At 70.5% G+C, this 26377-nt stretch carries 18 protein-coding genes, 1 tRNA gene and 4 pseudogenes; 2 read left to right on the top strand and 21 right to left on the bottom strand.

Annotated elements, in window-relative coordinates; all coding sequences use genetic code 11:
- The 17 genes and pseudogenes from B9S58_RS20535 to B9S58_RS20455 all read right to left on the bottom strand — a co-directional run.
- A pseudogene (locus B9S58_RS20535) lies at positions 1–498 on the bottom strand (ISAzo13 family transposase); the annotation flags it as partial.
- 173 nt (positions 499–671) lie between these two features.
- Positions 672–1177, bottom strand: a pseudogene (locus B9S58_RS39270) (tetratricopeptide repeat protein); the annotation flags it as partial.
- A gap of 3 nt (positions 1178–1180) precedes the next feature.
- Positions 1181–2602 carry an ATP-binding protein gene (locus tag B9S58_RS20525; RefSeq protein ID WP_103533571.1) on the bottom strand — a complete coding sequence of 474 codons (1422 nt, stop codon included), beginning with the start codon at positions 2600–2602 and terminating at the stop codon, positions 1181–1183.
- Positions 2603–3202: 600 nt separating this feature from the next.
- Positions 3203–3275, bottom strand: a tRNA-Arg gene (locus B9S58_RS20520).
- Between the two features lie 176 nt (positions 3276–3451).
- Positions 3452–4519 carry a cytochrome P450 gene (locus B9S58_RS20515; protein ID WP_258044789.1) on the bottom strand — a complete coding sequence of 356 codons (1068 nt, stop codon included), beginning with the start codon at positions 4517–4519 and terminating at the stop codon, positions 3452–3454.
- A 289-nt stretch (positions 4520–4808) separates the two neighbouring features.
- Positions 4809–6332, bottom strand: a complete 1524-nt coding sequence (locus B9S58_RS20510; protein ID WP_103533569.1) for an MFS transporter — start codon at positions 6330–6332, stop codon at positions 4809–4811.
- Positions 6304–7756: pseudogene (locus tag B9S58_RS20505) on the bottom strand (UDP-glucose dehydrogenase family protein). The gene B9S58_RS20510 and the pseudogene B9S58_RS20505 overlap by 29 nt, the downstream one beginning before the upstream one ends.
- A gap of 2 nt (positions 7757–7758) precedes the next feature.
- Positions 7759–8319 (bottom strand): thioredoxin family protein, encoded by a 561-nt coding sequence (locus B9S58_RS20500; protein ID WP_103533568.1) that lies wholly within the window; start codon positions 8317–8319, stop codon positions 7759–7761.
- Positions 8320–8336: 17 nt separating this feature from the next.
- Positions 8337–8807: a VOC family protein gene (locus B9S58_RS20495; protein WP_103533567.1), complete on the bottom strand. Its 471-nt coding sequence runs from the start codon at positions 8805–8807 to the stop codon at positions 8337–8339.
- Positions 8808–8847: 40 nt separating this feature from the next.
- Positions 8848–9177: a putative quinol monooxygenase gene (locus B9S58_RS20490; protein ID WP_103533566.1), complete on the bottom strand. Its 330-nt coding sequence runs from the start codon at positions 9175–9177 to the stop codon at positions 8848–8850.
- Positions 9174–10355 (bottom strand): hypothetical protein, encoded by a 1182-nt coding sequence (locus B9S58_RS20485; RefSeq protein WP_103533565.1) that lies wholly within the window; start codon positions 10353–10355, stop codon positions 9174–9176. The genes B9S58_RS20490 and B9S58_RS20485 overlap by 4 nt, the downstream gene beginning before the upstream one ends.
- A gap of 106 nt (positions 10356–10461) precedes the next feature.
- The gene (locus B9S58_RS20480) at positions 10462–10932 is read right to left on the bottom strand and encodes a VOC family protein (RefSeq protein ID WP_103533564.1); all 471 of its coding nucleotides are present in this window, start codon (positions 10930–10932) and stop codon (positions 10462–10464) included.
- Positions 10929–12188: a hypothetical protein gene (locus B9S58_RS20475; protein WP_103533563.1), complete on the bottom strand. Its 1260-nt coding sequence runs from the start codon at positions 12186–12188 to the stop codon at positions 10929–10931. Before B9S58_RS20475 ends, B9S58_RS20480 begins: the two co-directional genes overlap by 4 nt.
- 6 nt (positions 12189–12194) lie before the next feature.
- A complete protein-coding gene (locus tag B9S58_RS20470; protein ID WP_103533562.1) occupies positions 12195–12572 on the bottom strand; it encodes a cupin domain-containing protein in 378 nt (125 codons plus the stop codon).
- A gap of 52 nt (positions 12573–12624) precedes the next feature.
- Entirely contained in the window at positions 12625–13521 is an 897-nt protein-coding gene (dapA, locus tag B9S58_RS20465; protein WP_181009388.1) for a 4-hydroxy-tetrahydrodipicolinate synthase, read from the bottom strand.
- A gap of 326 nt (positions 13522–13847) precedes the next feature.
- Positions 13848–14942, bottom strand: a complete 1095-nt coding sequence (locus B9S58_RS20460; RefSeq protein ID WP_181009387.1) for an alanine--glyoxylate aminotransferase family protein — start codon at positions 14940–14942, stop codon at positions 13848–13850.
- A gap of 387 nt (positions 14943–15329) precedes the next feature.
- Positions 15330–16177: pseudogene (locus B9S58_RS20455) on the bottom strand (helix-turn-helix transcriptional regulator).
- A gap of 119 nt (positions 16178–16296) precedes the next feature.
- Between B9S58_RS20455 and B9S58_RS20450 the strand changes: the two are divergent.
- On the top strand, positions 16297–17757 hold the full coding sequence (locus B9S58_RS20450) for an MFS transporter (RefSeq protein ID WP_103533559.1): 1461 nt from the start codon (positions 16297–16299) through the stop codon (positions 17755–17757).
- 109 nt (positions 17758–17866) lie between these two features.
- Here the strand turns inward: B9S58_RS20450 and B9S58_RS20445 are convergent, their stop codons facing one another.
- The 3 genes from B9S58_RS20445 to B9S58_RS20435 form a co-directional block, all read right to left on the bottom strand.
- Positions 17867–18790 carry an LLM class F420-dependent oxidoreductase gene (locus B9S58_RS20445; RefSeq protein ID WP_103533558.1) on the bottom strand — a complete coding sequence of 308 codons (924 nt, stop codon included), beginning with the start codon at positions 18788–18790 and terminating at the stop codon, positions 17867–17869.
- A gap of 148 nt (positions 18791–18938) precedes the next feature.
- The gene (gene leuA / locus B9S58_RS20440) at positions 18939–20729 is read right to left on the bottom strand and encodes a 2-isopropylmalate synthase (RefSeq protein ID WP_219818899.1); all 1791 of its coding nucleotides are present in this window, start codon (positions 20727–20729) and stop codon (positions 18939–18941) included.
- Positions 20730–21312: 583 nt separating this feature from the next.
- A complete protein-coding gene (locus tag B9S58_RS20435) occupies positions 21313–22761 on the bottom strand; it encodes a sodium:alanine symporter family protein (protein WP_103533557.1) in 1449 nt (482 codons plus the stop codon).
- Positions 22762–23202: 441 nt separating this feature from the next.
- On the opposite strand from B9S58_RS20435, the gene B9S58_RS20430 reads away from it, so the two are divergent.
- Positions 23203–24975, top strand: a complete 1773-nt coding sequence (locus tag B9S58_RS20430; RefSeq protein ID WP_103533556.1) for a class I adenylate-forming enzyme family protein — start codon at positions 23203–23205, stop codon at positions 24973–24975.
- A 33-nt stretch (positions 24976–25008) separates the two neighbouring features.
- Here B9S58_RS20430 and B9S58_RS20425 read toward each other — a convergent pair whose 3' ends face one another.
- Positions 25009–26286: a M6 family metalloprotease domain-containing protein gene (locus tag B9S58_RS20425; RefSeq protein ID WP_103533555.1), complete on the bottom strand. Its 1278-nt coding sequence runs from the start codon at positions 26284–26286 to the stop codon at positions 25009–25011.
- Positions 26287–26377: the final 91 nt, after the last annotated feature.

Here is a 26377-nt window from a genome sequence, read left to right as displayed (position 1 = left end):
CTGCCCGTCCCGGTCCGAGTGCTGGGCGCCTTCGACGGTCTTGGCATTGCCTTGGAGGCTGAACCCGTCCTCGCGCAACACGGCCGCCACCGTGTCCGCCGAGACCCGGTGGCCCTGCCGGGTCAGCTCGGCGGCCAGCTGCCGCGTCGACTTCACCGTCCACCGCAGCGGCGACATCGGATCGCCGCGCACGTCCGGCTCCACCAAGGCCAGCAGCGCGGGCCGCAGTCCCGGATCCAGGTCCACCGCCCGTTTGCGGCCCCCGCCCGCCCGGCGGACCCGCCCCAACAGCACCTCACCGGACTCCAGTTCAGCAACCCCGCGCGACACAGTCCCCTCACGCACCCCCGCCGCACGGGCCACGGCCCGGATGCCGCCATGCCCCAGCGACCGCGCTTCGGCCCCTATGGCCAGCCGACGCTGACGCTCGTCCAAGTGCGGAAACAGCGCCTGAAACTTCACCGCCAGGGCGGTCTCGATCCCCTCCGGTCTCCCCATACCACAACAACGAGGCTCGACCACGGAAGCGACGGCTTGTTTCCCGGCAGGCCCTAACTACCCGGCCTTGGGGGAACTTCATTCCTCGACTTCCTCGTGGCGACGTACGGCGCGGACGATGGGCTGCCCACCCTGGCTGCCAGCTGGATCGCCCGCTCCGGATCCTTGCCTGCGAAAGCGCGATGGCGCACCGATTCGGCAGGGAAACGGGCTCGGAGTATCGGTGCTGCGGTATCGGCGAGATAGGCGGTTATGGTGGTCAGCCCGTGCCTGCCCCGAGCCGCTCGTCGGCCGCGCTGAAGGCTGCTGTGATCTGGCGTACGACTTCCACGTGCTTCTCGCCGACGGTGCTTGTCTGGGTGCGGGCACGAAGTATGCGGGAGGTGGCTTCGTGGTCGTAGTCGAGGGGCATGGCGATGCCGGCAGCGGTGAGGGCCGCAACGGCTAAGAAGTGGTGGCGCTCAACAGCGGCCCGGCCCAGCTCGGTTGCTGTGGCCACGATCTCGGCCTGGGTAACAGTGCGGCCGGTCCGACGGGACAGAGCCTCGGCGAGGTGCTGGACGGTCAGGTCGGCAGGTCGGCGGGTGCCGTTCACCCAGTGGGAGATCGCTGACTTGTTGGCCTGCAGCAGCTCGCCGTTCTCAGCGCGTGGCGGGAACCAGATGCACGCAGTGACCATCTGTCAGCGCCAGGCGGTGATGAGGTCGTCCGGGGTGAGTGCGGTGACCCCTTGGGCGGTGCAGCCGCTGCGGGCGACAGCGAGCAGGGGGGTGTCGTCGTCGGCTCCGGGCAGCTGTGAGCGATGGGTGATCAGGCGGGCCAGGTCGCGGTGGTCGAAGGGTTTGTTCTCCAGCCATTTGACGGATCCGGCGAAGGTGACCTTCTTGGCGATGGGGGATCGGTCGGCACCGATGAGGTCGATCTCCGGATCGTTGGTGCGGGTCCAATAGCTGCCGACGGCGTTGGTGTCTTGGGGGAGTTGGTCGTCGGCCAGACGCCAGAGGGCTTCACGGATGACGGGCTCAATGGCCCGGCCGCGCCAGGATGTCCAGCTGGTGCGGATGGAGTCGAGGACGCGGTCGCCGCGGCCTCGCTCGACGGCGGGAATGCCGGGGCCGATGAAGGAGAGCCAGAAACGTAGGTAGGGGTCGTCGATGCGGTAGCGGGTCTCTCGGCTGGGTTTGGTGGACAGAGGAAGCTCGGCGGCGACCATGCGGCGGGCGGTCAGAAGTTCCAGCGAGCGTTTCACTGAGCCGGGGTTGAGGTCGCCGGCGGCCCGGCCGATCAGGGTGAAGGTACGTTCACCGTGGCCGATGGTGCCGAGGACGGTTCGGGCCTGTGCTTCCGTCGGGAACTCGGCTGCCAGGGTGCGCTCACCGCTGACGAGCAAGGCAGAGGTGGGCTTTCGCAGCGCGGTGGCGAGGTAGTCCCACAGTCCGGCGCCGTGCGGCCACTCTTCCAGGATCAGGGGGAGGCCGCCGGAAACGAGGTAGGCGTCGAAGGCGTCGGCGGGTGGCAGGTCGAGCATGGTGGCGACTTCGGCCGGGTTGAGCGGAGGGACGATCATTTCGGTGCCGCGCTGGTAGAAGGGGCGTCCGTAGGTGTTGAGCTGCTCCATCATCGCGACGTCGGAGCCGATCAGGACCAGCAGTACGGGCAGTTTGGACAGGGCCCGGTCGAAGGCCTTCTGCAAGGCCCCCTCGAAAGTGGGGTCCTCGCGCACGAGGTAGGGCATCTCGTCCAGGACGACGACACTGGGCGCATCGGTCGGCAGCGCGGCAGCGAGCAGGCTCAGGGCGGAGTCCCACGTTTGTGGTGCGGTGAAGTCCGCGAAGCGGCCCGCGTCGGGCAGGCTGGAGGCTGCCACCTCCGCGGCGAAGCCTGCCAGATCCTCCTCTTTCGAGCCGCCGACGGCGGTGAAGAAGACGTGTGGCAGCTCGGCGCGATCCAGGAACTCCTCCACTAGTCGGGACTTGCCGACGCGGCGGCGTCCACGGATCAGCAGCGCACGCCCGGGACGTCCACTGCGTCCACCGGTCTTTACCGGTTGCAGCAGGTCGTTCAGGAGGCCGAGTTCTGTTCGGCGGCCGATGAATCCGTTCATGACGCCCTGCCTCGCTCGCACAGTTGCCCTGAAAGTTTCCTTGATGAAACTTTCTTTGATGCAAGTCTAGTACGCTGAGGCTGTCTGTGTGTGCAACGAGTAGCCGGGCCCGTCCGCCAGCCGTGCCTGGCTTCTGCCCGAAGTGCAGAGTTGATCGGAGGGGTATCTCCACGTCAACGAGGCCGTTATTCGGTCCCCGCTCCCGCCATGCGGCCACGTGTCCGGCCTGGGCTGCGCGGACCTTGAAGGTGTAGCTGATCATCGGGTGTCTTCAGTGGCTGCAAGTGCATGCAGGGCGGTTCGGGAGCCCGCAGTTCTTGCCCGCAGTTGCCCTGCCTTGCCTGATCCGTCCCGCTTCGCCCTGAGAAGATCGAAGTGGGGACAGTCGCTCTTTCTGGCGGCTGTCCCCACTTCCCGGCCACTCCCGTCGGCGCACCCCGGGAGCCCTTGCCTGCCGCCTGATGTGTGGTGTCGCTTCGCGCTATTCGTCCGCAACACTTCCATGATCGTTTGCCCCCCGCTGTCCCCCGGCAAGAAAAATTGCCCCCTCGGAAGACCTCTCCGAGGGGGCAAAACATGCTCTGACCTGCGCAAACGTTGTGCCCCCGGCAGGATTCGAACCTGCGACACCCGCTTTAGGAGAGCGGTGCTCTATCCCCTGAGCTACGAAGGCGAAGGCGGGGCTTGCCGAAAACGTTGCCGGAAACCCCAGTGGGGAATGCCAGGCAGGCTGAGACAAACGCCCTGGTCAGGCTCCCCTGGGGCGATGCTGGGAAAGGTCCGGAGGGACACTTTCCCAGGCAGGCACCCTGAAGGTCGACTGACCGGTGACAGCCTAGCGGATAGGGGTTACTGCGGTCGCCCCCGCTGCCACTTGGTGCCGCCGTGCGTTCGTGCCATGCCGTTTGGCCTGGGAAGTTCCGGCGGAGTGCGTGGAGGCGGGGGCGATGTGATCAAGGTGTCGACAGTGCGCGGGTGGGACGGGATGTCCGTCGCGTACAGCGTGGGCCAGCGTGCCAGCGATGCTGTCAACGCGGTGGCCGAACTGCGGCGGGATGTCGACCGGCTGCTCCAGCGTGGTGAGGGCGGCCCGGGCGTGGTCCACGAGCTGGGCGATGCGGGCCTCGGCCTGGGCGTGGTCGGCGCTGCCGGAGAGGCGGTCACGGAGCTGGGTGGGCACACCGTGTCCCACCAGCGACCGGATCCGGCGTCGGACCGCATCGCCAGGGAGAGCGGCAGCGTCATCTTGCCGTACCCGAAGTCGAGCCCCGCCGGTTTGCCGCTCGCACGGCCGTCGCCGAACGCGTCGATGAGATCGTCGCGCAGCTGGAAAGCCTCGCCCAGCGCTCCGACGTAGCGTTCGAAGCCGTCGATGAGGTCGGTGCGCCCCGCCAGCAGGGTGCCGAGCGCCAACGGCCGGTGGATGGTGTAGCGGCCGGATTCCACCACCGCTATGTGCAGGGCCAGTTCGGGATCCGGCGTCAGCTCCGCCGCCGCTGTGAAGTTCAGGGTCTGCCCCTCGATCAGCTCCGTCTTGAGGTCGAACCACTCCTCGGTGACCGCCGGCGGCATCCCCGACATCAGGTGGTCCGCGTACGCCCAGGTCAGGTCGCCCGCGAGGATCGTCAACGACTCGCCATAGTGGCGGTGTTCACTCAACCAGCCCCTGCTCCGGTGGAGGCCGGCCAGCACCTCGTCGAGCTCGGCGTGCACCCGGCGCTCGATGCCGGGGTGGGTGCCGAGCACTTGGAACGCCCGGAGCAGCAGGGTCGCCGAGGTCTCGGCCCCGGCAACCAACATCGAGCGGATCTCGTCGTGGATCTGCTGGGTGCTCGTGCCCTCGCCGGTGCGGTCAGAAGCCTGTCGCCACAGCCTCATGGCGAGGAAGTAGCCGACGGCGTCGTCGTCCGACTGCAGCAGGCCGTGCTGGACCGCTCAGACGACACCGCGTCGTCGGGCCTGTTCGACAGCGGCGGGCGCCGGGGCCGGCGCCGTGAAGGGCAGCGGGAAGTCCACGTCTGTGGGCATGTACGGGGTCCGTCCTTGTCGTCCTTCGTCGGGTGTGGCTCCGGCGCACCGGGTGGCTCGGGCGCTCAGGCCAGGAGGTGGGTCAGTGCCATGCAAGCGCCGGTTCCGAGCACGATCGCGAGGAGGCGTGCCACTTTCGGTCGCGTCGACGTGGTTCCTGGCCGAGTTCCAGGCTTTCTCATTTCACCGGGACCGGCGGGTCGTCACTCTCGCCTTCCGCCGACCGCCGGACGGCGCCCGCGGCCGGACGGGGGGCTGCGGCCGGACGGGGGGCTGCGAGGGACTCGTTCACCGCCTCCAGGGCCCGCCCGGTCGTTGCCGGGCCCAGCAGCCCGATGTCGAGCGCGATGACGCCGAGCGTCACCGCGACCAGAGCGAACAGCACCCCGGATCCGAAGTCGTCCAGCACCGGCACCAGGATGAACGGCATCGCGGCCGTGGTGATCCGGGACAGGGAGTACGTCCAGCTCACCGCGGTGACACGGAGTGCGGTCGGGAAGATCTCGGCCTGGTAGACGTGGTACGAGTTCGAGAAGACGTTGCTGACGGCCGTGTAGCACAGGCCGGCCAGAACGACGGTGAGTTCGCTCTCCGCGCTGCCGAACAGCACTCCGGACGCCGCCATCGCCAGCGCGGCGCCGACGATGAGGTACTTGCGCTCCACCCGTTCGATCAGCGGCAGGGAGAGGAGCGAGCCCAGCGGGTAGCCGAGGAAGGTCACCGCACTGAACAGCAGCGAGTGGACGATGGAGTAGCCCTTGGCGGCGAGCACCAGGGGGGCCATGGTGCCGAATCCGTAACCTCCGAACGCCTGCAGGAGGTGGAAGACGGTCATCATGCCGACGCGGCGCCGGTAGACGGGGCTGCGCAGCAGGGCCCGCAGGGCCTCGCCGGTGGCCAGCGCCCGCCCGGTGCCACCATCCGGCTCCGGGGGATCAGCGGGCTTCTGGAGCCCCGTGGGCTCCGGAGTGCTCGCCGGACTCTTCGCCGCCGCCGGTGCGCCGCCCAACTCGCGGAGCGTGGCCTCCGCTTCGGCGGCGCGGCCCACCGAGGCGAGCCAGCGCGGCGATTCCACCAGGGTGCGCCGCAGGGACAGGACGAGGAGCCCGCCCGCCGACCCGATGAGGAAGAGCCAGCGCCAGCCGTCGAGGCCCAGCGGACTGAGCGGCACCAGCCAGCGGGCCAGCAGGCCCACGGCCGGCACTCCCATGAAGCCGATGGTGTAGGCCCAGGCGGTGTATCTGCCCCGGTACCGGGCCGGGAGAAGGTCACTGAGGTAGGAGTCGGCGAGCGGCAGCACGGGACCGATCCCGATCCCGGCCAGGAACCGGGCGCCGATCACCATCGACACGTCGGGGCTCACCGCGCCCACCGCCGAGAAGACGGTGTAGACAGCGACCGCGCCCAGCATGACGCGGCGCCGTCCGAACCGGTCGGCGATCCGGCCCGTCACCAGCACGCCGATGAACATGCCGACGAACACGGATGCCAGCACGGTAGAGGTCTGCGTGCGGGTGAGGTCGAACTCCTGGGTGAGCACCGCGCCCAGCACACCCGACATGAAGATCTCGAACATGTCGAAGAACAGCGCGAGTCCGACCGTGCCGACGATCAGCCGGTGGCGGCGCGTCGGCGCGAGCGTGTTCATCCGTTCGGCGATCGAAGGCGCTCGGTCACGGGTTGGTGGTCCGGTGTCGGCCATGGACCGTCCCTCCTTCCGGTTCGGACATGGGGGACAGGGACGCTGCCGCGCTCGGGCGGCCATCGGCCCGGACGGCCTCGGGTTCATCGAGTCCGGGCTCGCCGGCCAGCGGCACCCGGCCGGGTGCCCGTACGCTCCATCCCGCTGCCGCCCATTCCTGGTGGTCCAGCGCGTTGCGGCCGTCGACCAGCCGGGGCGCCCGGACCAGCACGGCGAGGCGATGCGGATCGGCCGCCCGGAACTCCTCCCACTCGGTGAGCAGCATGACCAGGTCGGCTCCGGTGACGGCGACCTCCAGGGAGGGGCTGAACTCCAACTCGGGCCGCGCCGTGCCGCCCGCCTCGGCCGCCATCGGGTCGTAGACGCTCACCTCCGCCCCCGCCCGCGCCGCTCTTGAGGCGATGTCGAGGGCCGGAGAGTCGCGTACATCGTCCGTGTCGGGTTTGAAGGCGGCGCCCAGTACGGCGATCCGCCGGCCGGCCAGGCCACCGCCCAGGGCACCGCGAGCCATGTCCAGTACCCGGTCGCGGGCCCGCAGGTTGATGGCGTCCACCTGGGCGAGCAGGGCGGCGGCGCCGTCACCTCCCACCTCGCTCGCCCGGGCCCGGAAGGCCCGTACGTCCTTGGGCAGGCAGCCGCCGCCGAAGCCGACGCCCGCGTTCAGGAAGCGGGGCCCGATGCGGGCGTCGTGGCCGAGGGCCCGCGACAGGGTCATGACGTCGGCGCCCGTGGCATCGCACACCTCCGCCATCGCGTTGATGAAGGAGATCTTCGTGGCGAGGAAGGCGTTCGCGGCCACCTTCACCAGCTCCGCCGTGGGGAGGTCGGTGACGAGGAAGGGGGTGCCCTGCTCCAGGATGTCCGCATACACCTCCCGGAGCACCTTCTCGGCCACATCGGTCCGCACGCCGACGACGATCCGGTCCGGGGCGAGGGTGTCGGCCACCGCGTGCCCCTCCCGCAGGAATTCGGGGTTCCATGCGAGGTCGACGGTGCCGGCCGCAGGTGCGAGCGCGACCAGCCGGTCCGCGAGCCGGGCGGCCGTGCCGACCGGGACCGTGGACTTGCCGACGACCAGGCAGGGCCGGGTCAGGTGCGGGGCCAGCGCGTCGACCACGGCGTCCACGTACCGCAGGTCCGCGGCGCCGCCGGCGGACTGCGGGGTGCCGGCGGCGATGAAGTGGACGTCGGCGAAGGCGGCCGCCTCGGCGTAGTCCGTGGTGAAGCGCAGCCTGCCGGAGGCCGTGTGCGCGCATCAGGGAGCCGAGGCCGGGCTCGTGGAAGGGGACCTCGCCGCGGGCCAGCGTGGCGATCTTGGCCGCGTCCACGTCCAGCCCGATGACGTCGAAGCCCATCTCGGCGAGCCCGGCGGCGTGAGTGGCACCGAGGTATCCGGTGCCGAGCACGGAAATCCTCGGCTTCATGGTCAGGCCGGCTCGTTCCCGGGCGCCCACTTGACCGAGCACCCCATGCTGGGGTGGTGCGGCTCCGGGACGGGCCGTCCGGCCAGTGTGCCGGTGACGGCGGCACGCAGCCTCTCACCTGTCACCGGCCGCCCGTTGCCGGGGGGCGAGTCGTCGAACGACCCCCGGTAGCCGAGGGTGCCCTCGGCTCCGTACAGGAAGAAGTCCGGGGTGCAGGCCGCGCGGTAGGCCAGGGCCGTGGACTGGTCGGCATCGATCAGGTAGGGGAAGGTCCAGCCGGTCCGGGCCACCTGGTCTCGCAGTCCCTCCGGTCCGTCGTCGGGCGCGACGGAGGTGTTGTTGCTGCACACGGCGACGACGGCGAGCCGCGGGAACTCCTCGGCGAAGGCGCCGAGCGCCTTCTCGAGGTGCTTCACGAACGGGCAGTGGTTGGAGAGGAACGCGACCAGCAGGGCGGGCGCGTCGGCGTAGTCGGTGAGGGAGACGGTCCGCCCGTCGAGGGCGGGCAGCGTGAAGTCGGGCGCGCGGGTGCCGAGCGGCACCATGAACGAGGAGACGGCCATGTCGGTGTGTTCCTTCCTTACTTCTGCGTGCCGGAGAGCAGCAGCGGTGCGCCCGGGTCCAGGCCGCGGGAGTCGTTGACGAACTCCAGGTACATCCCGTCCGGGTCGATGACGAAGAAGTAGTCGACGAGAGTGCGGCCGCGGGCGATCTCGGTGACCTCGCCGATACCGGCGGCGATGATCTCCTCGCGGGCCGCCGCCAGGTCGGGGACGCTGAATCCGAGGTGCTTCACGCCGACCTCGGGCAGGTTGTTGCCGACGGTGAAGGACGAACGAGGGCCGTCCTCGTTGGCGGCGTAGTGGAACAGCTCCAGCACGTAGCCGCTGCCCTCCTGCTGGAGGTGCGTGATGGACAGCGACTTGTCCTCCTTCGTCCACTCGAGGATGAGCGAGAAGCCGAAGTAGCCGTAGAAGGTCTTGGACGCCTCGAGGTCGGCGACGGAGAAGGCGGTGTGGTGCGGCTGGTAGACGGTGGTCGGCGCGGTCATGCGTCCTGCTTTCGGAAGGTCTGGAGGAGGAGACGGGCGGTCACGGGCGGGGTGCGAGCCCGTTCGCGCTGAACAGCACGTTCAGGAACTCGATGCGGGGCGGGCCCTGCACGAAGGGCACGTGGCGCCGCCCGAACTCGGCGGTCTGTTCCGTGGCCCGGTGCTCCTTGAAGGCGGTCTCGTCGCGGTAGATCTCGTAGAACACGCGGGCCAGCGGCTCGCCGTCGACGCGGTGCACCGCGTAGCCCACCAGGCCGGGTTCGTTGGCCGCCGCCTGCTCGATGCGCCACTGGGCCAGGGCGTCGAAGCCCTCGACGCCTTCCGGCTTGAGGTCGAAGCGGGCGGTGACCGCGTACTGGGCCCCGCTCACCGCTCGCCCCCGGCCGTGGCCAGCAGGGGGAAGCCGCCCTCGTAGCTGATGCCCCGGGCGAGCTCGTCCTCGTTGGCCGCGATGCAGTCGGCGAGGGCCGCCACCCAGTCGGCGGTGACCTCCCGGCGGCGGGCCGTGGCGAGGATCTGGCGCAGCGGGTTGATGTGCGCCTCGGCGAGACCGCGCAGGCTGCGTATCTGCTCCGGAGTCACGTCGTGCGGGAAGGACGGCGGCAGCGGGCTGTCGCTGACCTTGAAGTTGAGGATGGTGCGGATGCACTTCTCGCACTGGCAGCAGTTGCGGTCCTTCTGCTCCCCCTGCCAGCACACGCGGAGGTTGTCCGCGCCTTCGGGCCACAGCCGGGCGAGGCCGGCGACCTTGTCGCTGCGCTCGATGCCGGTCGCGTCGTGGTGCATGCGCATCCGTCCGCCGGAGAGCATCCAGTCGGTCATCGGGTTGGAGCCCCAGGGCAGCACCAGGGAGCCGTACGGCTCGGAGCTGGCGATGACGCCGTGCTGGAACCGACCGCTGAACAGGGTCAGTACGGAGGTCATGCCGGTGGCGAAGGCGTCCTCCCAGTGGCTGAGGTCGCTGTGCCACAGCTCGCGGAAGTTGGTGGTGACCGGCAGCAGTTCCACGCCGACGCCCCGCAGCAGCGGAACACTTCGGGTGTACAGCGCCCGGTAGGCGTCGAGTTCCTCCAGCGGGATGTCGTAGCCGTGCACCATCACCGCGCCGGTCAGGTCGAGCGAGCCGCGGCCGGCCTCCTTCTTGACGTGGCGGATGGTGGTGAAGGCGCTGTCCACGCCGCCGGAGAAGGTCTGGAGCGCGGAGCGCGTGTCCGGGCCCTCGCGGTCCGGGACCTCCTGGTCGGCCGAGAGCTCGACCACGCTGTAGCGCTCCGGGCGCCACTGCACCCACGCGGCCTGGAACTCCTCCAGGTTCTCGAGGAGAGTCGCCGAGACCGGGCCCTCCACGTGCAGGTTCTCGCCCTTGCGCATGGCCAGGAAGAGCGTGGCCAGCAGGAACGGGTCCATGGTGTCGGTCACGTACGGTACGTGCCGCGGGTCGACGCGGAACCACAGGCGGTCGGTCGTGACGCCGTCCTGGTGGGACACCTCGACGGAGAGTTCCAGGCGGCCGTCGGTCTCGGTGCGTTGGACCGGTGCGATCCTCATGCTCGGTTGCTCCTTCTGAGCGGTCGGGGGCGGGCGGGGCCCGGATCGGGCGGGGCCCGGATCGGGCGGGGCCCGGATCGGGCGGTGGGTGCGGCGGGGCCTTGCCTCAGGCGGTGGGTGCGGCGGGCGGCTGGATCAGTTCGACGAGGTTGCCGTCGGGGTCGCGGAAGTACAGGAACCTGACGCCGCGGGCCTCGGCCGGGGCATCCACCTCGACGGGACCGCCGACGATCTCGACCCTCCGGTCGCGCAGTTCGGCGGTGGCCGCGGCGATGTCGGACACCGCGAGGGCGAGGTGGCGAAGGCCCGTCGCGTTCGACGGGGCGGAGGCGGTGTCGGGGCGGACGGACCGCTCGTACTCGGTGAGTTCGAGGACGGTCTGTGCGCCGGGGATACGCAGGTGGACGGTGGTGGCCCTGGCGCCCGGTACGCCCACGCCCTCGGCGAACCGGTGGGAGGTGAGCTCCAGCCGCTTGGTCTCCTCGGCGCCGAGGAGACCGGTGTAGAAGGCGGTCAGCCGGTCGATGTCCTCCGTCACCATGGCCACGTGGAGCAGTCCGTGGACCTTGATCGTCATGGGACGAGTACCTCTCGCGTGAGCGGTGCGCCCGCGACGGCCGGGTTCCCGGCCGGGCCGGGCGCGATGTGGAAGGCGGGGTCGAGGGCGGGCAGCACACCTGCGAGGCGGGCCCGCTGACGCTGTTCCAGGAAGGCCAGGAACGCCTGCCCGATACCGGCGCCGAGCCCCAGCTTGAAGGAGTCGGCGACCCAGCCCTGGAGGACGTCGCCCCGGGCCGCGCCGGATCCCGGCCGGTGCCCCGGCGGGTCGTCCACGGCCGACCGGATGAGGTCCGAGTTGCGCAGCACCTCGTCGAGGTCGACCTGGGCGGGAGCCGCCGACGACAGCGCCGCGAAGGCGCTGGAGATCATCCCCAGCATGTTGTCGTCGGAGGTGAAGAGCTTCTTGTTGATGACGGTGCTGCCCCGGCAGAGCATCACGCCGGCCTTGATGTCGGCCAGCTCCTCGCAGATCGGCGCGTAGGTGGCGTGGATCGACAGGCCGCTCCGGCTGAACACGTCCAGGCTGCGCACGATGGTCGGATAGTGCAGGTTGGAGTAGTGGACGAACGCCGCGCCACGGGCCGCCCGGCCCACGAGGACACCTTCGCCGAGCCGCAGCGGCGTCCCGTCGGGAGCTGTCATCGGGTCGAGGTCCTCGGCGTACTCCACCTGCGCGGGTTCTCCGAGCAGGTCGGTGCCGATGTAGAGCTGGTGCGGCATCTCGACCTCGAAGACCGTCGGCGCGGCCGTACTGGAGGCGCCGCGTCCGCGCAGGTTGTCCGCTCGCCGGTCCTTGGAGAAGTTGGTGACGCACAGAACCGGATCGAGGTCGTACAGGTCGATCAGCTCCCGGACCGCCCTGTGCACCTGGGAGTGCAGGTAGTTGCGCACCAGGACGGCCTGGGAGGTCGCCAGCACGAGGCGGACGTCGTCGACCAGCTCCGGGGGGACCGTGAACGGCTTCTCGATGACGAACTTGCGGTAGCCGGCGTGCCACCAGTCCAGCAGTACCGGGGCGAGGCTGCGGCTGGGCAGGCACAGGTCGACGATGGTCGACTCCGGTGCGGTGGGCGCCAGCTCCTGGCGCCCGGCCACCACACGCTCCGCGATCCGGTCGCGCCGCAGCAGCGCCGCCAGCTCGGGTCCGGCCCGGCGGGTGGTGTCCAGGAACTGGACGCGCCCGCGGTTTAGGAGACCGGAGCGGGCGAGGTGGGAGTACGCACGGTAGTGGAGCGACGCCGCCTTTCCCGCGCCGACGATGACGAGGTCCACGAGCGGTCAGCCCGCCTTGACGTGCTCGACCGCGCCGTTGAAGTCGGCGTCGCCGATGTGAAAGGCGAGGTAGCGCAGGGTCTCGGTGCCGGTGTTGGAGATCCGGTGCTTGGTGCCGCGCGGGATGCGGACGCAGGAGGACGGGGAGAGCTGGTACAGCTCTCCGTCGAACTCCAGTTCCGCGCTGCCGGCGATGATGAAGTACGTCTCGTCCGTCTTCGGGTGGTGGTGGACCTGGCCGCCCTTGCCCGGCTCCGTGCTGGCCATGGCCACACGTACGACGTGGCTGCCCGGGTTGTCGGCGGCCGCGTAGAGCAGCGACCGCACGACGTCGCCGCCGTACACGCCCTCGGTCATGGCGTCCACATCGAGGAACGGGTTCATCCTGTGCTTCCTTTCACGGGTTGGGATGACTGTGGTGGCGAGGTGCGCCGGCTCAGAGGAGCTCGCAGTCCTTCATGATCGTTTCGAGCTCGCCGACCCGGTCCTCGGGCAGCGGGGTCAGCGGCAGACGCGGCTCGCCGACCTCGAAGTGGGCCAGGGAGAAAGCCTTCTTCAGCGCGATGGGATTCGTGGCGAAGTAGATGCCCCGGTAGAACTCGGCGAACTTCAGGTACAGGTCGCGCGCGGTGGTGAAGTCGCCCGCGAGGGCGGCCTCCACGATCGAGCGGCTCTGGCGGGGCATGACGTTGGCCGCCACCGAGATGTGGCCGTGGCCGCCGAGCAGCAGGGCGGGCAGGGCCGTGAAGTCGTTGCCGGCGAGGACCACGAAGTCGGCGTCGCGCACCAGGTGGAGCACCCGGCGCATCCGTACGATGTCCTGGTTGCCCTCCTTCATCCCGATGATGTTCGGGTGGTTCGCCAGCTCGGTGACCTGGGCCGGCGAGATGTCGACGGTCGTGCGGCCCGGCAGGTTGTGCATCAACAGCGGGATGCCGACGGAGTCCGCGACCTTGCGGAAGTACGCCACCAGGCCCCGCTCGGTGGGCGGGTCCAGGTAGGGCGTGAAGGCGAGCACGGCGTCGGCGCCGAGCTTCTCGGCCTCCTTGGCCAGCTCCAGGGTGCGGGTCAGGTTCTCGGTGCCGATGTCGGGGATGACCATGGCGCGCCCCGCCGCCTGCTCGACGCAGATCCGCGTGATGCGCAGTTTCTCCTCGTCGGTGAGCGCGGCCGCCTCACCGGTGACGCCGTTCGGGCACAGCCGGGTGACGCCGTTGTCGATCTGAAAGTCGACCAGGTGGCGCAGGGCCTCCTCGTCGAGGTCCCCGGACGCGGCGAAGGGGGTGAGAAGGGTGGTGTACGCGCCGACGTAGCGGCGTGTCTCGGTGCTCAACACGTGGTCTCCAAAGGGGAATTCGATCGGGCTGCGCGGAAGCGGGCAGGGCGGTGCCGCCCGCGGTGTCCGGGTGACGGTGGGCCGGGACGGGCCCCGTGGGCAGGGCGCGACGATGCCAGGCCCCAGGTGGCGACGGTGGGTGAACGCGAGAAGGGCGTGGAGAACGGGAGAGGAAGGCAACGATCCAGAGGGAGGCGATCTCTGGCGGGTCGGCGGCCGGCAGTGGGGCAGCGGCCAAGGGCCGGCCCGTGATCAGGGGCGGGGTGGTGGCTCGGACCGGGCGGCTCGCAAGCCGGCCGCCGCGATGGGTGGGAAGGCGGGACTCAGGCGGTCCGCGTTCCCTGCTGATCGCACAGGACGGCTGCCATGGCGGCCGGGGCCCGGCCGGGCTCGTGCCCGATGCCGCGCTCCACGAGGAGGATCTCCAACGCGGTCAGTACGGGGAGGAGGTCGAGAGGAGAGACCGAGCCGATGTGGCCGATCCTGATGATTCTCCCCCTGAGGCTGCCCTGGCCTCCGGCGATGCGTATGCCGAATCGTTCGTGCAGTGCCTCGACGAGACCGTCGGCGCTGCCGTCGGAGGGAAGCACGGCGGCGGTCAGTGAGTGGGAGTGCCGGCTCCGCGGCAGCAACGGCAGGTCCATGGCCCGCAGACCGGCCCGGCACACGGCCGCGCTGCGCGCGTGCCGCTCCCAGACGTTCTCCAGCCCTTCGGCCTCGATCCGGTCGAGGCCGGCGGCGACGGCGAACAGCGTCGCGTTCGGCGGTGTGTTGGGGACCGTGCTTTCCAGCGCGGCCTCGCGCAGCAGGTGGAAGTTCCAGTACGAGTACCCCTGGGACGGACGGACCGCGTCCCAGCCTCTCTCGCCGACGGCGACGAAGGCGGCGCCCGGCGGGCTCATCAGGCCCTTGTGTGAGGCGGTGAGGGCGAAGTCCACGCCCCACTCGTCCATGTGGAAGGGTTCGACGCCGATCGAGGTCATCGTGTCTGCGACCACGGTGGCGCCGTACCGTCGGCCCAGCGCGGCGAGGCGCTCCACGTCGTGAACGGCGCCGGTTGAGGTCTCGCAGTGCGTCAGCATCAGATGCCGGGGCCGCACGGCCGCCAGCTCACGCTCCACGGCGGCGAGGTCGAAGGTCTCCCCGTCAGGCGCCTCGTGGAGCCGGACATCGGCCAGATGGGTGCGGCCGAGCTCTGCCCAGCGGCGACCGTACTTCCCTGCGGCGAGGACCAGGACGGTGTCGCCGGGCTCCACGATGTTGACGACGACGGATTCCATCGCGCCGGTTCCGGAGGCCGGAAGCATCAGTACGTGGCCGCTCGTACGGAATAGGTTCTGCAGCCCGCCGTGAATGCGTTCGTAAAGCTTCTTGAAATCTGCCGTACGATGATGCGTCAGTTGGGCGATGGACGCCATTCTGATACCCAACGGAACGTGGGTGGGGCCTGGAGTGAACATATCTAAGTCCTGCATCAGCATCCCCGGGTGAGCTAGACAGGTGAAAGTCTGTGCGGAGTGCCGCACGCTCTGCTTCGAAGGCCGGGTGAGCCTCGGGAAAACGCAGCCGGGACGCATGAGGTGAGAATCGATCCGGGCTGGTGCGTGGTGGGTGCTTTCACATTCGCATCTACGGCCGAACAGATCAAGAAGTGATTTCGATCGAAGTAAGGGATCCCTCGTTCTTCGCAGGTCAGAGCGGTGCCGCAGGCGGTCGGTGGAGTCCAAGGGATGGATAACTCCGCGGAGGTCGGAACGCACACGCACGAAGGGCTCGTCGGTTTACGAGAGCCCCTGTGATCCAGATCACTCGGCATGTGTGGAAATGAGCCATTCCACTTTCTCGGAAGTGCCGGTTCCGGCTAGCGGGTTGTAGAGCACCACGGTCAGATGCGGCCGCGCCGGCAGCCGCAGCTGGGTGCTTTCGAAGCTGAGCTTGCCGACGACCGGATGCTGTACTTCGTTGACGACCATGCCCAGCTCCTGGACATCCTGACGGACCCAAGCTCCGCGAACTCAGCGCTGGTACGGAGAAGTTCATCGATCACCTCACGAAACCCCGTGTCGTCGGGCCGCTCAGCGGCCGAGGCGCGGAACGCGGCGACCACCGTCGGTGCGATCCGCTCCCACGACCGGGCCCGGCCCTCCCCCTGCCGGAACCTCTCGTGGCGGAAGAACCCCACCAGGCAGTTGCGGTCGGCGTCCGGCATGCCGAGCGCGAGGCGCGCCGACTCGTTCCACGCCACGTGATTCCAGTAGCGGTCGAGCATCGTCGCGGGATGGGGCGCCCACGCCTCGATGAGTCGTTGCAGCCCTTCGCAGTACGCGACATCCGGCGCCGCTTGCGGCAGCGGGGGGTTCAACCCGGCAAGTGAGTAAAGGTGCCGCCGCTCGGTGTCGTCCAGCCTCAGTACGCGCGCCACCGAGTCCAGCACCTGCGGGGACACCGCGATGTCCCGGCCCTGCTCCAGCCACTGGTACCAGGAGGGCCCGACCCCGGCGAGCACTGCCACCTCCTCCCGGCGCAACCCGGGCGTGCGCCGCCGCCCGCCCGTCGGAAGCCCCGCCTCGGCCGGCGTGATCCGGCCGCGCCGGTTGCGCAGGAAGTCCTTCAGTTCGGGTCGCCGTACCGTCGCGCTGACCGTCGAAGTCACCTCGTACGTCCCCTCGTCGGAGCCGCCGTGCTGCCCGGCGGCATCGGTGTGACTGGTGGTGGCACCACCAGCACTGGCAGCCACTTCCGCCCGCTTCCGGCGCGGCAGAGACTGAGATCATGACAAGCACTCCGGCCGAAGCGGAGGCGTCGGACGAACTCCTGTCCGCCTCCGCCCCCGACGACAGGCTGACCCCCCGAGCCCGGCTCACGCTTCTCCTCCTGTGCGCGGCGCAGTTCATCATCGCGCTCGACTTCTCCATCCTGAGCGTCGCGCTGCCAGTGCTCGGCGAAGACCTGGGCATGGGGCGGGCCGACCTCCAATGGGCCATGACCGCTTTCGCCCTGCCGGCCGGTGGTTTCCTGCTCCTCTTCGGGCGGATCTCCGACCTCTTCGGCCGGCGACGGCTCTTCCTCGCCGGTCTCGCCGTCTTCACAATGGCGTCCGTACTGGCGGCGGCGGCGTGGGATCCGGCGTCGTTCCTTGCCGGCCGCGCGCTGCAGGGCCTCGGTGCCGCCGCCGTCGTACCGACCGGCATGTCGCTGCTGACGACGACGTTTCCGGAGGGTCCGCAGCGCAACAAGGCACTGGCCGTCAACGGCACGGTCCTGTCGCTGGGCTTCACCGTCGGCATCCTCCTGGGCGGTGTGATGACCGACCAGCTGGGCTGGCGTTCCACCATGACACTGCTGGCGGGCGCGGGGGCGATCGTCGCGATCGTCGCGCCCCTGCTGCTGGCCGAGAGCCGGCCCGCCGAGCGGCCGCGTCTGGACGTCCCGGGCGCGGTGACCGTCACCGGCGGTCTGCTGAGCGTCATCTACGCGCTGTCCACCGCCGCCGACCAGGGTTTCGGCGAGATCGAGGTGATCGCCACCCTGGTCCTCGGCCTCCTGCTGCTCGGGGCGTTCGTGGCCGTGGAGTTCCGGGCGGCCCAGCCGCTGGTCTCGCTCCAGATGCTGCGCCGCCCCAGCGTGGCCTTCGGCAATCTGGGTGGGCTGACCACCTTCTCGATGATGAGCTCGGTCATCTTCCTGCTCACGCTCTACCTCCAGCAGGTGCTCGGTCTCTCGGGCTTCGAGACCAGCCTGGTCTTCGGCGGTCAGGGCGTCGTCCTGGCCGCCACCGGGATGGCGGCTTCCCGGATCATCGCCGCCCTCGGAGCCCGCAGGACGCTGGTCGTCGGCCTGGCCGTGCAGTCGGCGGGCACGGCCGCCCTGGTGTTCCTGCCGGGCAGCGGGGGTGTCCCGCTGGCAGTGACCGCACTGCTCCTCGCCTCTGTCGGCCACATGTCCGCGATTGTCTCGTACGGGGTCAACGCCACCTCGGGGCTCACCGACCACGAACAGGGCCTGGCAACCGGACTGGTCACCAGCGCGCAGCAGATCGGGATCACCATCGGCATCCCGGTGCTGAGCGCCCTCGCGGCCGGCCGGGCGGGAGCCCTGGAGCGGGCGGGTGAGAACGCCGCGACCGCCCTGCTCGGGGGTACCCGGCTGGGGCTGGGAGCGAACGCGGTGCTGGCCATGGCCGCCGCGGTGGCCATAGCCGCGGGGCTGCGGCGGGCGGGCACCTCGCGCTGACGCCGACCGCCGGGGTGGACAGTGGGAGCCAAGCGTGGACAGTGGGAGCCAAGCCCGGACGCCCGGCGCTGCCCTCGGCCGTCGACGCCACGCCCTGACATCGGCCGGATCAAGGCAGTCGGGCGGCGACCTGGCCGGCGATCAGGTCCAGCTGGTCGAGATCGGCCAGGTCGAGGAGCTGGAGGTAGATCCGCGACGCGCCGGCCGCCCGGTAGCGGTCCAGTGTCCTGAGGACCTCGGCGGGGGTGCCGGCCAGTCCGGTCGCCCGCAGCTCGTGGAGGTCGCGACCGATGGCCGCGGCCCGCCGTGCGACCTCGGCCGCGTCGCGGCCCACGCACACCGTCAGCGCGGCCGAGTAGACGAGCGCGTCCGGGTCGCGCCCGGCCGCCCCGGCCGCCTCCCGCACCCGGTCGAACTGGCTCCCCGTGTCGTCCGGGGAGGCGAAGGGCACGTTGAACTCGTCGGCGAAGCGGGCGGCCAGGGCGGGCGTGCGTACGGCGCCGCGGCCGCCGATCAGCACCGGCACCCGTCCGCGTACGGGCTTGGGCAGCGCCGGGCAGTCCACCAGCCGGTAGTGCGGGCCCTCGTGGCTGAACGTCTTGCCGACGGGCGTGTCCCACATGCCGGTGAGGATCTCCAGCTGCTCCTCCAGCCGGCCGAAGCGGGCGGCCGGGAAGGGGATGCCGTACGCCAGGTGCTCACGTTCGAACCAACCGGCCCCCAGGCCCAGTTCGATGCGGCCGCCGGACATCTGGTCCACCTGGGCGACCTGTACGGCGAGCACACCGGGAAGCCGGAACGTGCTCGCCGTCATCATCGTGCCGAGGGTGATCGTGCGGGTCTCGCGGGCGAGTCCGGCCAGCGTGATCCAGGCGTCGGTGGGACCCGGCAGCGCGTCGCCCGGGGCCACCTTGACGTAGTGGTCCGAGCGGAAGAAGCCGTCGAACCCGAGGTCCTCGGCGGCGCGGGCGACGCGTAACAGGGCCGGATAGTCGGCCCCCCGCTGAGGCTCGGTGAGTATTCGCAGGTCCATCTGTCCTCCTCCGTACCCCCTCGTCCCGTCCGGCGGAGGGGGTCATGGCGCGGGGCCGTCCCGGAGGAACGGCCCCGCGGTCCGCATGGGATGTCGTTGTGTCAGGTCCGGTCGCCCCTTCGGGCGGGCCGGAGAGGGGCAGGCCGGGTCAGGCCCGTGCGCGGAAGCTCCGGTTGGCCGCGGAGACAACCGCCTTGAGGGAGGCCGTGACGATGCTGGAGTCGAGGCCCACGCCCCAGAAGGTGCGCCCGTCGACGCTGGCCTCCACATAGGCGGCGGCCCGGGCGTCTCCGCCCGTGGACATCGCGTGCTCCTGGTAGTCCCCGACCTTGACGTCGATCCCCAGTTCGCCGAGGGCCGACACGAAGGCGTCGATGGGGCCGTTGCCGACGCCGTCCAGCGTCCGCTTCTCCCCGTCGAACAGCACGTCCACCGAGAGGGAGTTCTTCTCGTCGATGACGGTGGCCGACCGGTGCGACAGCAAGCTCATCCGGCCCCACGGCGCGACCCCGCCGTCATGGCCCACGGCGCCCGCCTCGGGAGCGTCGACGGGCAGGTACTCCTCGACGAAGGCCTCCCACATCTGCGCCGGGGAGACCTCGCCGCCCTGGGCGTCCGTACGGTTCTGGACCGCCTGCGAGAACTCGATCTGCAGGCCGCGCGGCAGGTTGAGCTTGTGCTCGGTCTGCATGACGTGGGCGATGCCGCCCTTACCGGACTGGGAGTTGACCCGGATGACCGCCTCGTAGGTCCGGCCCACGTCCTTGGGGTCGATCGGCAGGTACGGGACTGCCCAGTCGAACGCGTCCACCGGGGTGTTCGCGGAGGCCGCCGAGCGCTGCAGCGCCTCCAGGCCCTTCTTGATGGCGTCCTGGTGCGAGCCGGAGAACGCCGTGTAGACCATGTCACCGCCGTACGGATGGCGCGGGTGCACCGGCAGCTGGTTGCAGAACTCGACAGACCGGCGGATCTCGTCGATGTCCGAGAAGTCGATCATCGGATCGATGCCCTGGGAGAACAGGTTCAGGCCCAGGGTGACCAGGCATACGTTGCCGGTCCGCTCGCCGTTGCCGAACAGGCAGCCCTCGATGCGGTCGGCGCCGGCCAGGTAGCCCAGCTCGGCGGCCGCGACGGCCGTGCCGCGGTCGTTGTGCGGGTGCACGGACAGCACGACCGCGTCACGCCGGTCCAGGTGCCGGTGCATCCACTCGATGGAGTCGGCGTAGACGTTCGGGGAGGCCATCTCGACCGTGGCCGGCAGGTTCACGATGACCTTGCGGTCCGCCGTCGGCTGCCATACGTCGATGACCGCGTTGCAGATCTCGGCGGCGTAGTCGAGTTCGGTGCCGGTGTACGACTCGGGGGAGTACTGGAAGCCGATTCCGGTGTCCGTCGCCTGCGCGGCGAGTTCGAGGCACAGGCGCGCGCTGCTCACGGCCAGTCCGGTGATCTCGTCGCGGTCCATGCCGAACACCACGCGCCGCTGGAGCGTCGAGGTCGAGTTGTAGAGGTGGATGATGGCGTGCTTGGCACCGCGTACGGCGTCGTAGGTGCGCTCGATGAGGTGGCGGCGGGTAGGCACCAGCACCTGGATCGCGACGTCGTCGGGGATCCGGTCCTCTTCGATGAGGCGGCGGATGAAGTCGAAGTCGGTCTGGCTCGCCGACGGGAAGCCGACCTCGATCTCCTTGTAGCCCATCGAGACCAGCAGTTCGAACATGCGCAGCTTGCGGTCGGCGCCCATCGGGTCGATCAGTGCCTGGTTGCCGTCGCGCAGATCGACGGCGCACCACTGGGGCGCCTTGGTGAGGGTCTTGCCGGGCCAGGTGCGGTCGGGCAGATCGATCGCCCGGAAGGGCTGGTACCGCTCGAACGGCATCCCCGACGTGGTCTGGGTCGGGAAGCCGGGCGTCAGTTGGGCGGAAGGTGTCGGGTTCATCGGAACAGTTCCTGTGTGGGTTCGTCGCGGCGGCGGGCCGACGGCGTGGCGCATGGCCGGACACCGCGCCGAGGAGGTCGAGCCCTAGAGGCCCTCGGCGCGGCGGATAAGGAGGAGGCTGGTGCGGAGAATGTCGCGCATGGCGATTCACCCTACAAGTACGTTTCCTCGGAAGGACGGACCTTTCGAAGGCCATCTCACCGTGTGGGATGCACAGTTGGCGCGTTCGAGTCGGCAGGGGGCGCCGGGTCCGGGGGAGAGGCGGAATCGTCGGAACCGGTGGCGTCGCCGGCACTCGTGGCTTCCGGCCCCGCTGGTACCGCTGACGCTGGTGGCAGATCAAGACCCTCCTCCAGCGGAAGGACACCGAACAAGCCTTCACCCACCTGTACCGACGGCAGAAGACCCGAAGCGGACAGGGATCGCGGAGGTCGTTCCCGTTGCCGCTGTGCGCCGTAACGCCTTCGCGCCGCAGCTCGACACGGTAGCTGGGATGCGGACCCGACCTCGAAACGCCCGAGGGCGGCACCCCTCCCGGGATGCCGCCCTTCGATGCGTACGGTCGCGCGGGGGCGCGTCCGTGTCAGAGCGAGCCGACCGGCGTCCGCTCCCGCGGTGTGGCGTCCTGGTCCGACGTGCCCCAGCATTCCACCTCGCCGCGCAGGCCCGGAACCCGGTCCTTGCGGAAGACCGGGTCGAGGCCCTGGCGGCGCTGGGCCAGGTAGTCGTCGAGGAGGCGGAAGGCGACCGCGCTGAGGGGGATGATCGCGATCAGGTTGACCAGGGCCATCGCGCCCATCGTGACGTCCGCGAGGCTCCAGACCAGCGGGACGGAGCCGATCGCGCCGAGGACGGCGCAGGCGATGACCATCGCACGGTACGTGCTCATCACGTTCTTGCTGCGGGTGATGAACTGGATGTTGGACTCGCCGTAGTAGTAGTTACCGATCATGGAGCTGAAGGCGACCATGAAGACCACCAGGGTCAGCAGGTGACCGGCCCAGTCGCCGAGCTCGCTGGTGAAGGCGGCCTGCGTGACGTCCGCGCCGCCGCGCTCACCGAGGGTCGGGTTGGCGGAGAGGATCACGAAGGCGGTCATGGTGCAGATGACCAGGGTGTCGAAGTAGACGCCGAGGGTCTGGACCAGGCCCTGCTTCACCGGGTGCGTGGTCTCCGCGGCCGCGGCGGCGTTCGGGGCGGAACCCATGCCCGCCTCGTTGGAGAACATGCCGCGCCGCACGCCCTGCAGGATCGCCGTACCCACGGCGCCGCCCGCGACCTCGCGGAAGCCGAAGGCGCCGCCGATGATGTCGCCGAGTATGCCCGGCACGTTGCCGAGGTTGAGGAGCACGATGACCAGGCCGGTCAGCAGGTAGATCGCGGCCATCACCGGGATGATGACCTTGGTGACGGCCGTCAGGCGCTTCACGCCGAAGAACACCGCGAGCGCGAGCAGCACGGCGAGCACGACGCCGAGGACGGGATTGAACCAGGAGGCGTCCGAGCCGAAGGAGCCCTTCGTGGCCACCGTGATCGTGTTGGACTGCACCGCGGTCAGCACGAACCCGAACGTCAGCGTGATCAGAACGGCGAAGACCACGCCGAGCCAGCGCACCCCGAGCGCCTTCTGCATGTAGTAGGCCGGGCCGCCCCGGTACGTACCGGGCTCGGTGTCGCGCACCTTGTACAGCTGGGCCAGGACCGACTCGACGAACGCCGAGGCACCGCCGACCAGGGCCATCATCCACATCCAGAAGACGGCTCCGGGGCCGCCCATGGTGATCGCGGTGGCCACACCGGCGATGTTGCCGGTGCCGATCCGCGCGGCCGCGGAGATGGTGAAGGCGCCGAAGGGGCTGACGCCGGACTGCGGCTTGTCCCTGAAGACCCGGAACATTTCCGGGATCAGGCGGATCTGCACGCCCTTGGAGCGCAGCGTGAACCAGACGCCGGCGACGGCGACCAGCGGAATCAGCAGGTATGTCCAGAAGACGTCGTTGAGCTCGACGACCCAGGTTTCCAACGTGCCCATGCGGATGTTCCCGGTTCCATGTGAGTCGGGGAATCGGCCCGGTCTCTGCTTGCTCGTACAGGTCGTGTACGGAGCGGAGGGCCGGGCCGGACGGCGCGGAGACGAATACTCCGCAAACGACAGGACTCTAGGTCGTGGTGACCGCCCCTGCCTATGGCCCCTGAAAGTGGCCTATCTCACATAAGCCGGATATGTGCGGGAAACCCCGGCCGCGGCCGTCGTCAGACCTGGTCGCTGACGCCCGCTCCGCCGCCGTCAAGCAGCTTCCGGCCGACCCGGCTCCGCGTGACCAGGCACTCCGGCCGCCCCGGACACCCCTCGGCCGGGACCTGGCCCTCCTGTGCCGGTGTGCGCCGATCGGCCGGCCTTGGCGTCGCGCCCCCGCCCGCATAGCGTCTCGCGTGTCAGGCAGCGTCAGCGCCAGCGCGAGAGAGGCCGTCCGTGCCACACACCCGTCCGTCCCCGCCCCCGGACCCGGAAGCAGCCGCCTCCGCTGAGCTCGCGCGGCGCGCCGCGCGCATCGAGGCCTCCCTCACCGCGCCCGGCGCGCCCTTCGCCGTGGTCATCGGCGAGCAGGGGACGCCGGAGTACGCCGACGGTCCCCGGACGCTCCGGGAGTTCGTGGAGACCACCTGGGCCTACCGGGACACGCCGTTCCTGATCGCCGGCGAACAGCGGTACTCCTACGCCGAGTTCTTCGCGGCCGCCGCCGCCCTCGCCGTACGCCTGCGGGAACGGTACGAGCTGCGTTCCGGCGACCGGGCCGTGATCGCGATGCGGAACCATCCCGAGTGGCAGACCGCCTTCTGGGCCGCCCAGTTGGCCGGTCTCGTCGCCGTACCGCTCAACGCCTGGTGGACCGAGGCCGAGCTCGTCCACGCCCTCGACGACTGCGAGCCCGGCGTGCTCCTGGTGGACGGGGAGCGACTGGGGCGGGTCGCCGGCTGGGCCCGGCGGACCGGGACGCGCGTCGTCCTCTTCCACGGTGCGGGGCAGACGGCGGAGGGGCTGCGCGTCGAGCGGTACGAGGAGTTCCCCGCGCCCGATCCGCTGGCCGCGCCGCCCGACGTGGAGCCGCGGCCCGAGGACGACGCCACGATCCTCTACACCTCCGGCACCACCGGCCGCCCCAAGGGCGCGGTGGCCACCCATCTCGCCCAGGCCGGGGCCGCGCTCAATCCCCGCTACCACGCGGCGGCCTCCGCCCTGGCGCGCGGTGTCATCCCGGGGCAGGGGCCCGCCCCCGTCTCCCTGATGACGTTCCCGTTCTTCCACGTCGCCGCGTTCACCGGCTTCTACGGTGCGATGGCGGTCGGCGGGACCCTCGTCCTGATGCACAAGTGGGACGCGGACGAGGCGCTGCGGCTGATCCGTAGGCACCGCGTCACGCACTTCGCCGGGGTCCCCGCCACCGGGCTCCAGCTGCTGGAGGCCGCGGAGCGGGCGGGGGACGGGCTGGAGAGCCTCACCCTGTTCAGCACCGGGGGAGCCGCGCCCCCGCCCGCCCTGGTCACCCGCCTCACCGCCCGGTACGGCAAGCGCGTCGAGCCCCGCAACGGCTACGGCCTCACCGAGACCAGCGGCGGGATCCTCGCGCACTTCGGGGACGAGTACCGGGCGGAGCCGGGCGGAGCGGGCCGGCCCACCCCGGTCACGGAGGTGCGGGTCGCCGGGCCGTCGGGCGGGGAACTGGCCGACGGGGAGGTGGGGGAGCTGTGGCTGCGCGGCCAGTCGCTGTTCCGCGGCTACTGGCGCGACGCGACGGCGACCGGGGAGGCCTTCGGGGGCGGCGGCTGGTTCCGTACGGGGGACCTCGCCGTACGGAGCGAGGGGCGGATCTCCGTCGTCGACCGGCTCAAGGACGCGGTCATCCGGGGCGGCGAGAACGTGTACTGCGTCGAGGTCGAGGGCGTCCTGCACGACCACCCCGATGTGGCCGACGCCGCCGTCCTCGGCATCCCGCACCCGGTGCTGGGGGAGGAGGTGGCGGCCGTCGTCCGGCTGCGCACCGGAGCCGGGGGCACCGTCGGGGGCACCGCCGAGGTCACCGCCGGGTCCCTGCGCGAGCACGTCGGCGGGCGGCTCGCCGCCTTCAAGGTGCCCACTCGGGTGCTGTTCACCGACGAGCCGCTCCCGCGCAACGCCACCGGGAAGCTCCTCAAGCACCGGCTCCGGGCCTTGGCGGAGACCGCCGCGCCGCACACGGGGGCGTGACCCGGGCCTCCGTGCGAGCGGCGGCGGCACCTCTCACGGGCGCGTGACCCGTATCCGGTAGTTCCCGTCGTCGTCCTCGTCCAGCACGGATATCCGTACGCCGTTGACCCGGTCGGTGAACGTCTGGCCGGGGCGGAACGGGGCGTCGGACAGTTCCGCGTGCACGTTGGGGCGCCGGGTGCAGCCGCCGCTGTCCTCGGTGGCGTCGGCGACGGAGACCGGGCCCTGGCCGGTGTCCACGTCGGAGCTGACCTTGTAGATCAGCACCCCGGGCCGGCAGACCGCCTCGTCGTTGCCCGCGGCCGTACGGACCTCCACGGCGTAGCCGGACCGGTCGCTCAGCGGGACGAAGGCGAGCTTGGTGCCGCCCTCGGTGGCCAGCGGGCCGAGCGTGTGCTCGCTGACGCCGGGCCGCGAGGCGCAGCTGATCTGGTCGTTGTCGAGCCAGCCGAGCTTCCACTTGTGCCAGGCGAGGAAGTCGTTGTTGGCGCCCCAGTCCTCGGACATGATGTCCCAGTGCCCCACCGAGCCGCCGCCCTCCATGGTGTAGAGGTCGGGCAGCCCGAAGACATGACCGTTCTCGTGCGGCAGGACGCGGTATCCGGTCTCGGCGTACGACCCCGATCCGTCGTCCTGGCGGCTGTAGACGAACGACGTGTTGGAGAGCGGGACGCCGTCCGCCTCCGGGGCCTCGTCGTTGCCGGAGAAGGTCACCGAGAGCACGGTGTCCAGCGCGGAGGGGCCGGCGTTCGGGCTGACCAGGACGTTGACCAGGTCGTACGCGGAGAAGTCGACCCGGGGGTCGGCGGCCGCGACGATGTCCCTCACCAGCTGGCGGTAGCCCGGCTCGTACGGTGAGCCGCGCTCTATCCCGTACTCCGTGAACGGCGTCGGCATCCGTAGCCAGTCCTTGACGGGGGCCTCGGGCCGGTAGACGAGCCGGCCGTAGGAGCTGGCCCGGAACCACTCGGAGGTCTGCGGGAAGAACTCCGCGTACCGGTCCGTCGCGGGTTCCGTGCCCTCCGCGTCCGGGAAGTCGATCATCAGGTTGAGCGCCCTGACCTCGCCGGTCGACCGGGCGTAGCCGGGCGGGGTCGGCAGGCCCTCCGACATCTGTACGCCCATGGTGGCGGAGATGCGGCACGGGGCGAGCGCGGAGTCCTGGGAGGTGGCCGCCGGGCCCGCCGAGGCGCGGCCGGCGCTGGGAAGGGTGGTGCTGGCCGAGGCCATGGCCGCTATGACCAGCGCGGTCGCTCCGGCCAGGGCGACCGGGCGGCGGTGACTGCGTATCCGGTTGCGGGGCTGCTGCATGGAGGCGCCTTCGGGGCCGCGGCAGTCGGCCGACCCCTGACTGCGCTCTGGCGATCAGCCTGTGCCGGGTGGTCCGGGGCCGCTCGCTGGG

Origin of the sequence: Streptomyces sp. SM11 (assembly GCF_002910905.1) — a bacterium.
GTDB lineage: Bacteria > Actinomycetota > Actinomycetes > Streptomycetales > Streptomycetaceae > Streptomyces.
Note: the sequence above shows the minus strand (reverse complement) of the source record. Positions and strands in the feature narration are given on the sequence as shown.

What these genes read in the sequence shown, in the direction of transcription:
- B9S58_RS20425 (WP_103533555.1), bottom strand. Translation starts at nt 26,286, where the DNA reads ATGCAGCAGCCCCGCAACCGGATACGCAGTCACCGCCGCCCGGTCGCC.
- B9S58_RS20525 (WP_103533571.1), bottom strand. Translation starts at nt 2,602, where the DNA reads ATGAACGGATTCATCGGCCGCCGAACAGAACTCGGCCTCCTGAACGAC.
- B9S58_RS20480 (WP_103533564.1), bottom strand. Translation starts at nt 10,932, where the DNA reads ATGACGATCAAGGTCCACGGACTGCTCCACGTGGCCATGGTGACGGAG.
- B9S58_RS20450 (WP_103533559.1), top strand. Translation starts at nt 16,297, where the DNA reads ATGACAAGCACTCCGGCCGAAGCGGAGGCGTCGGACGAACTCCTGTCC.
- B9S58_RS20485 (WP_103533565.1), bottom strand. Translation starts at nt 10,355, where the DNA reads ATGAGGATCGCACCGGTCCAACGCACCGAGACCGACGGCCGCCTGGAA.
- B9S58_RS20500 (WP_103533568.1), bottom strand. Translation starts at nt 8,319, where the DNA reads ATGGCCGTCTCCTCGTTCATGGTGCCGCTCGGCACCCGCGCGCCCGAC.
- leuA (WP_219818899.1), bottom strand. Translation starts at nt 20,729, where the DNA reads ATGAACCCGACACCTTCCGCCCAACTGACGCCCGGCTTCCCGACCCAG.
- B9S58_RS20495 (WP_103533567.1), bottom strand. Translation starts at nt 8,807, where the DNA reads ATGACCGCGCCGACCACCGTCTACCAGCCGCACCACACCGCCTTCTCC.
- B9S58_RS20460 (WP_181009387.1), bottom strand. Translation starts at nt 14,942, where the DNA reads ATGGCGTCCATCGCCCAACTGACGCATCATCGTACGGCAGATTTCAAG.
- B9S58_RS20445 (WP_103533558.1), bottom strand. Translation starts at nt 18,790, where the DNA reads ATGGACCTGCGAATACTCACCGAGCCTCAGCGGGGGGCCGACTATCCG.
- B9S58_RS20510 (WP_103533569.1), bottom strand. Translation starts at nt 6,332, where the DNA reads ATGGCCGACACCGGACCACCAACCCGTGACCGAGCGCCTTCGATCGCC.
- B9S58_RS20470 (WP_103533562.1), bottom strand. Translation starts at nt 12,572, where the DNA reads ATGAACCCGTTCCTCGATGTGGACGCCATGACCGAGGGCGTGTACGGC.
- B9S58_RS20435 (WP_103533557.1), bottom strand. Translation starts at nt 22,761, where the DNA reads ATGGGCACGTTGGAAACCTGGGTCGTCGAGCTCAACGACGTCTTCTGG.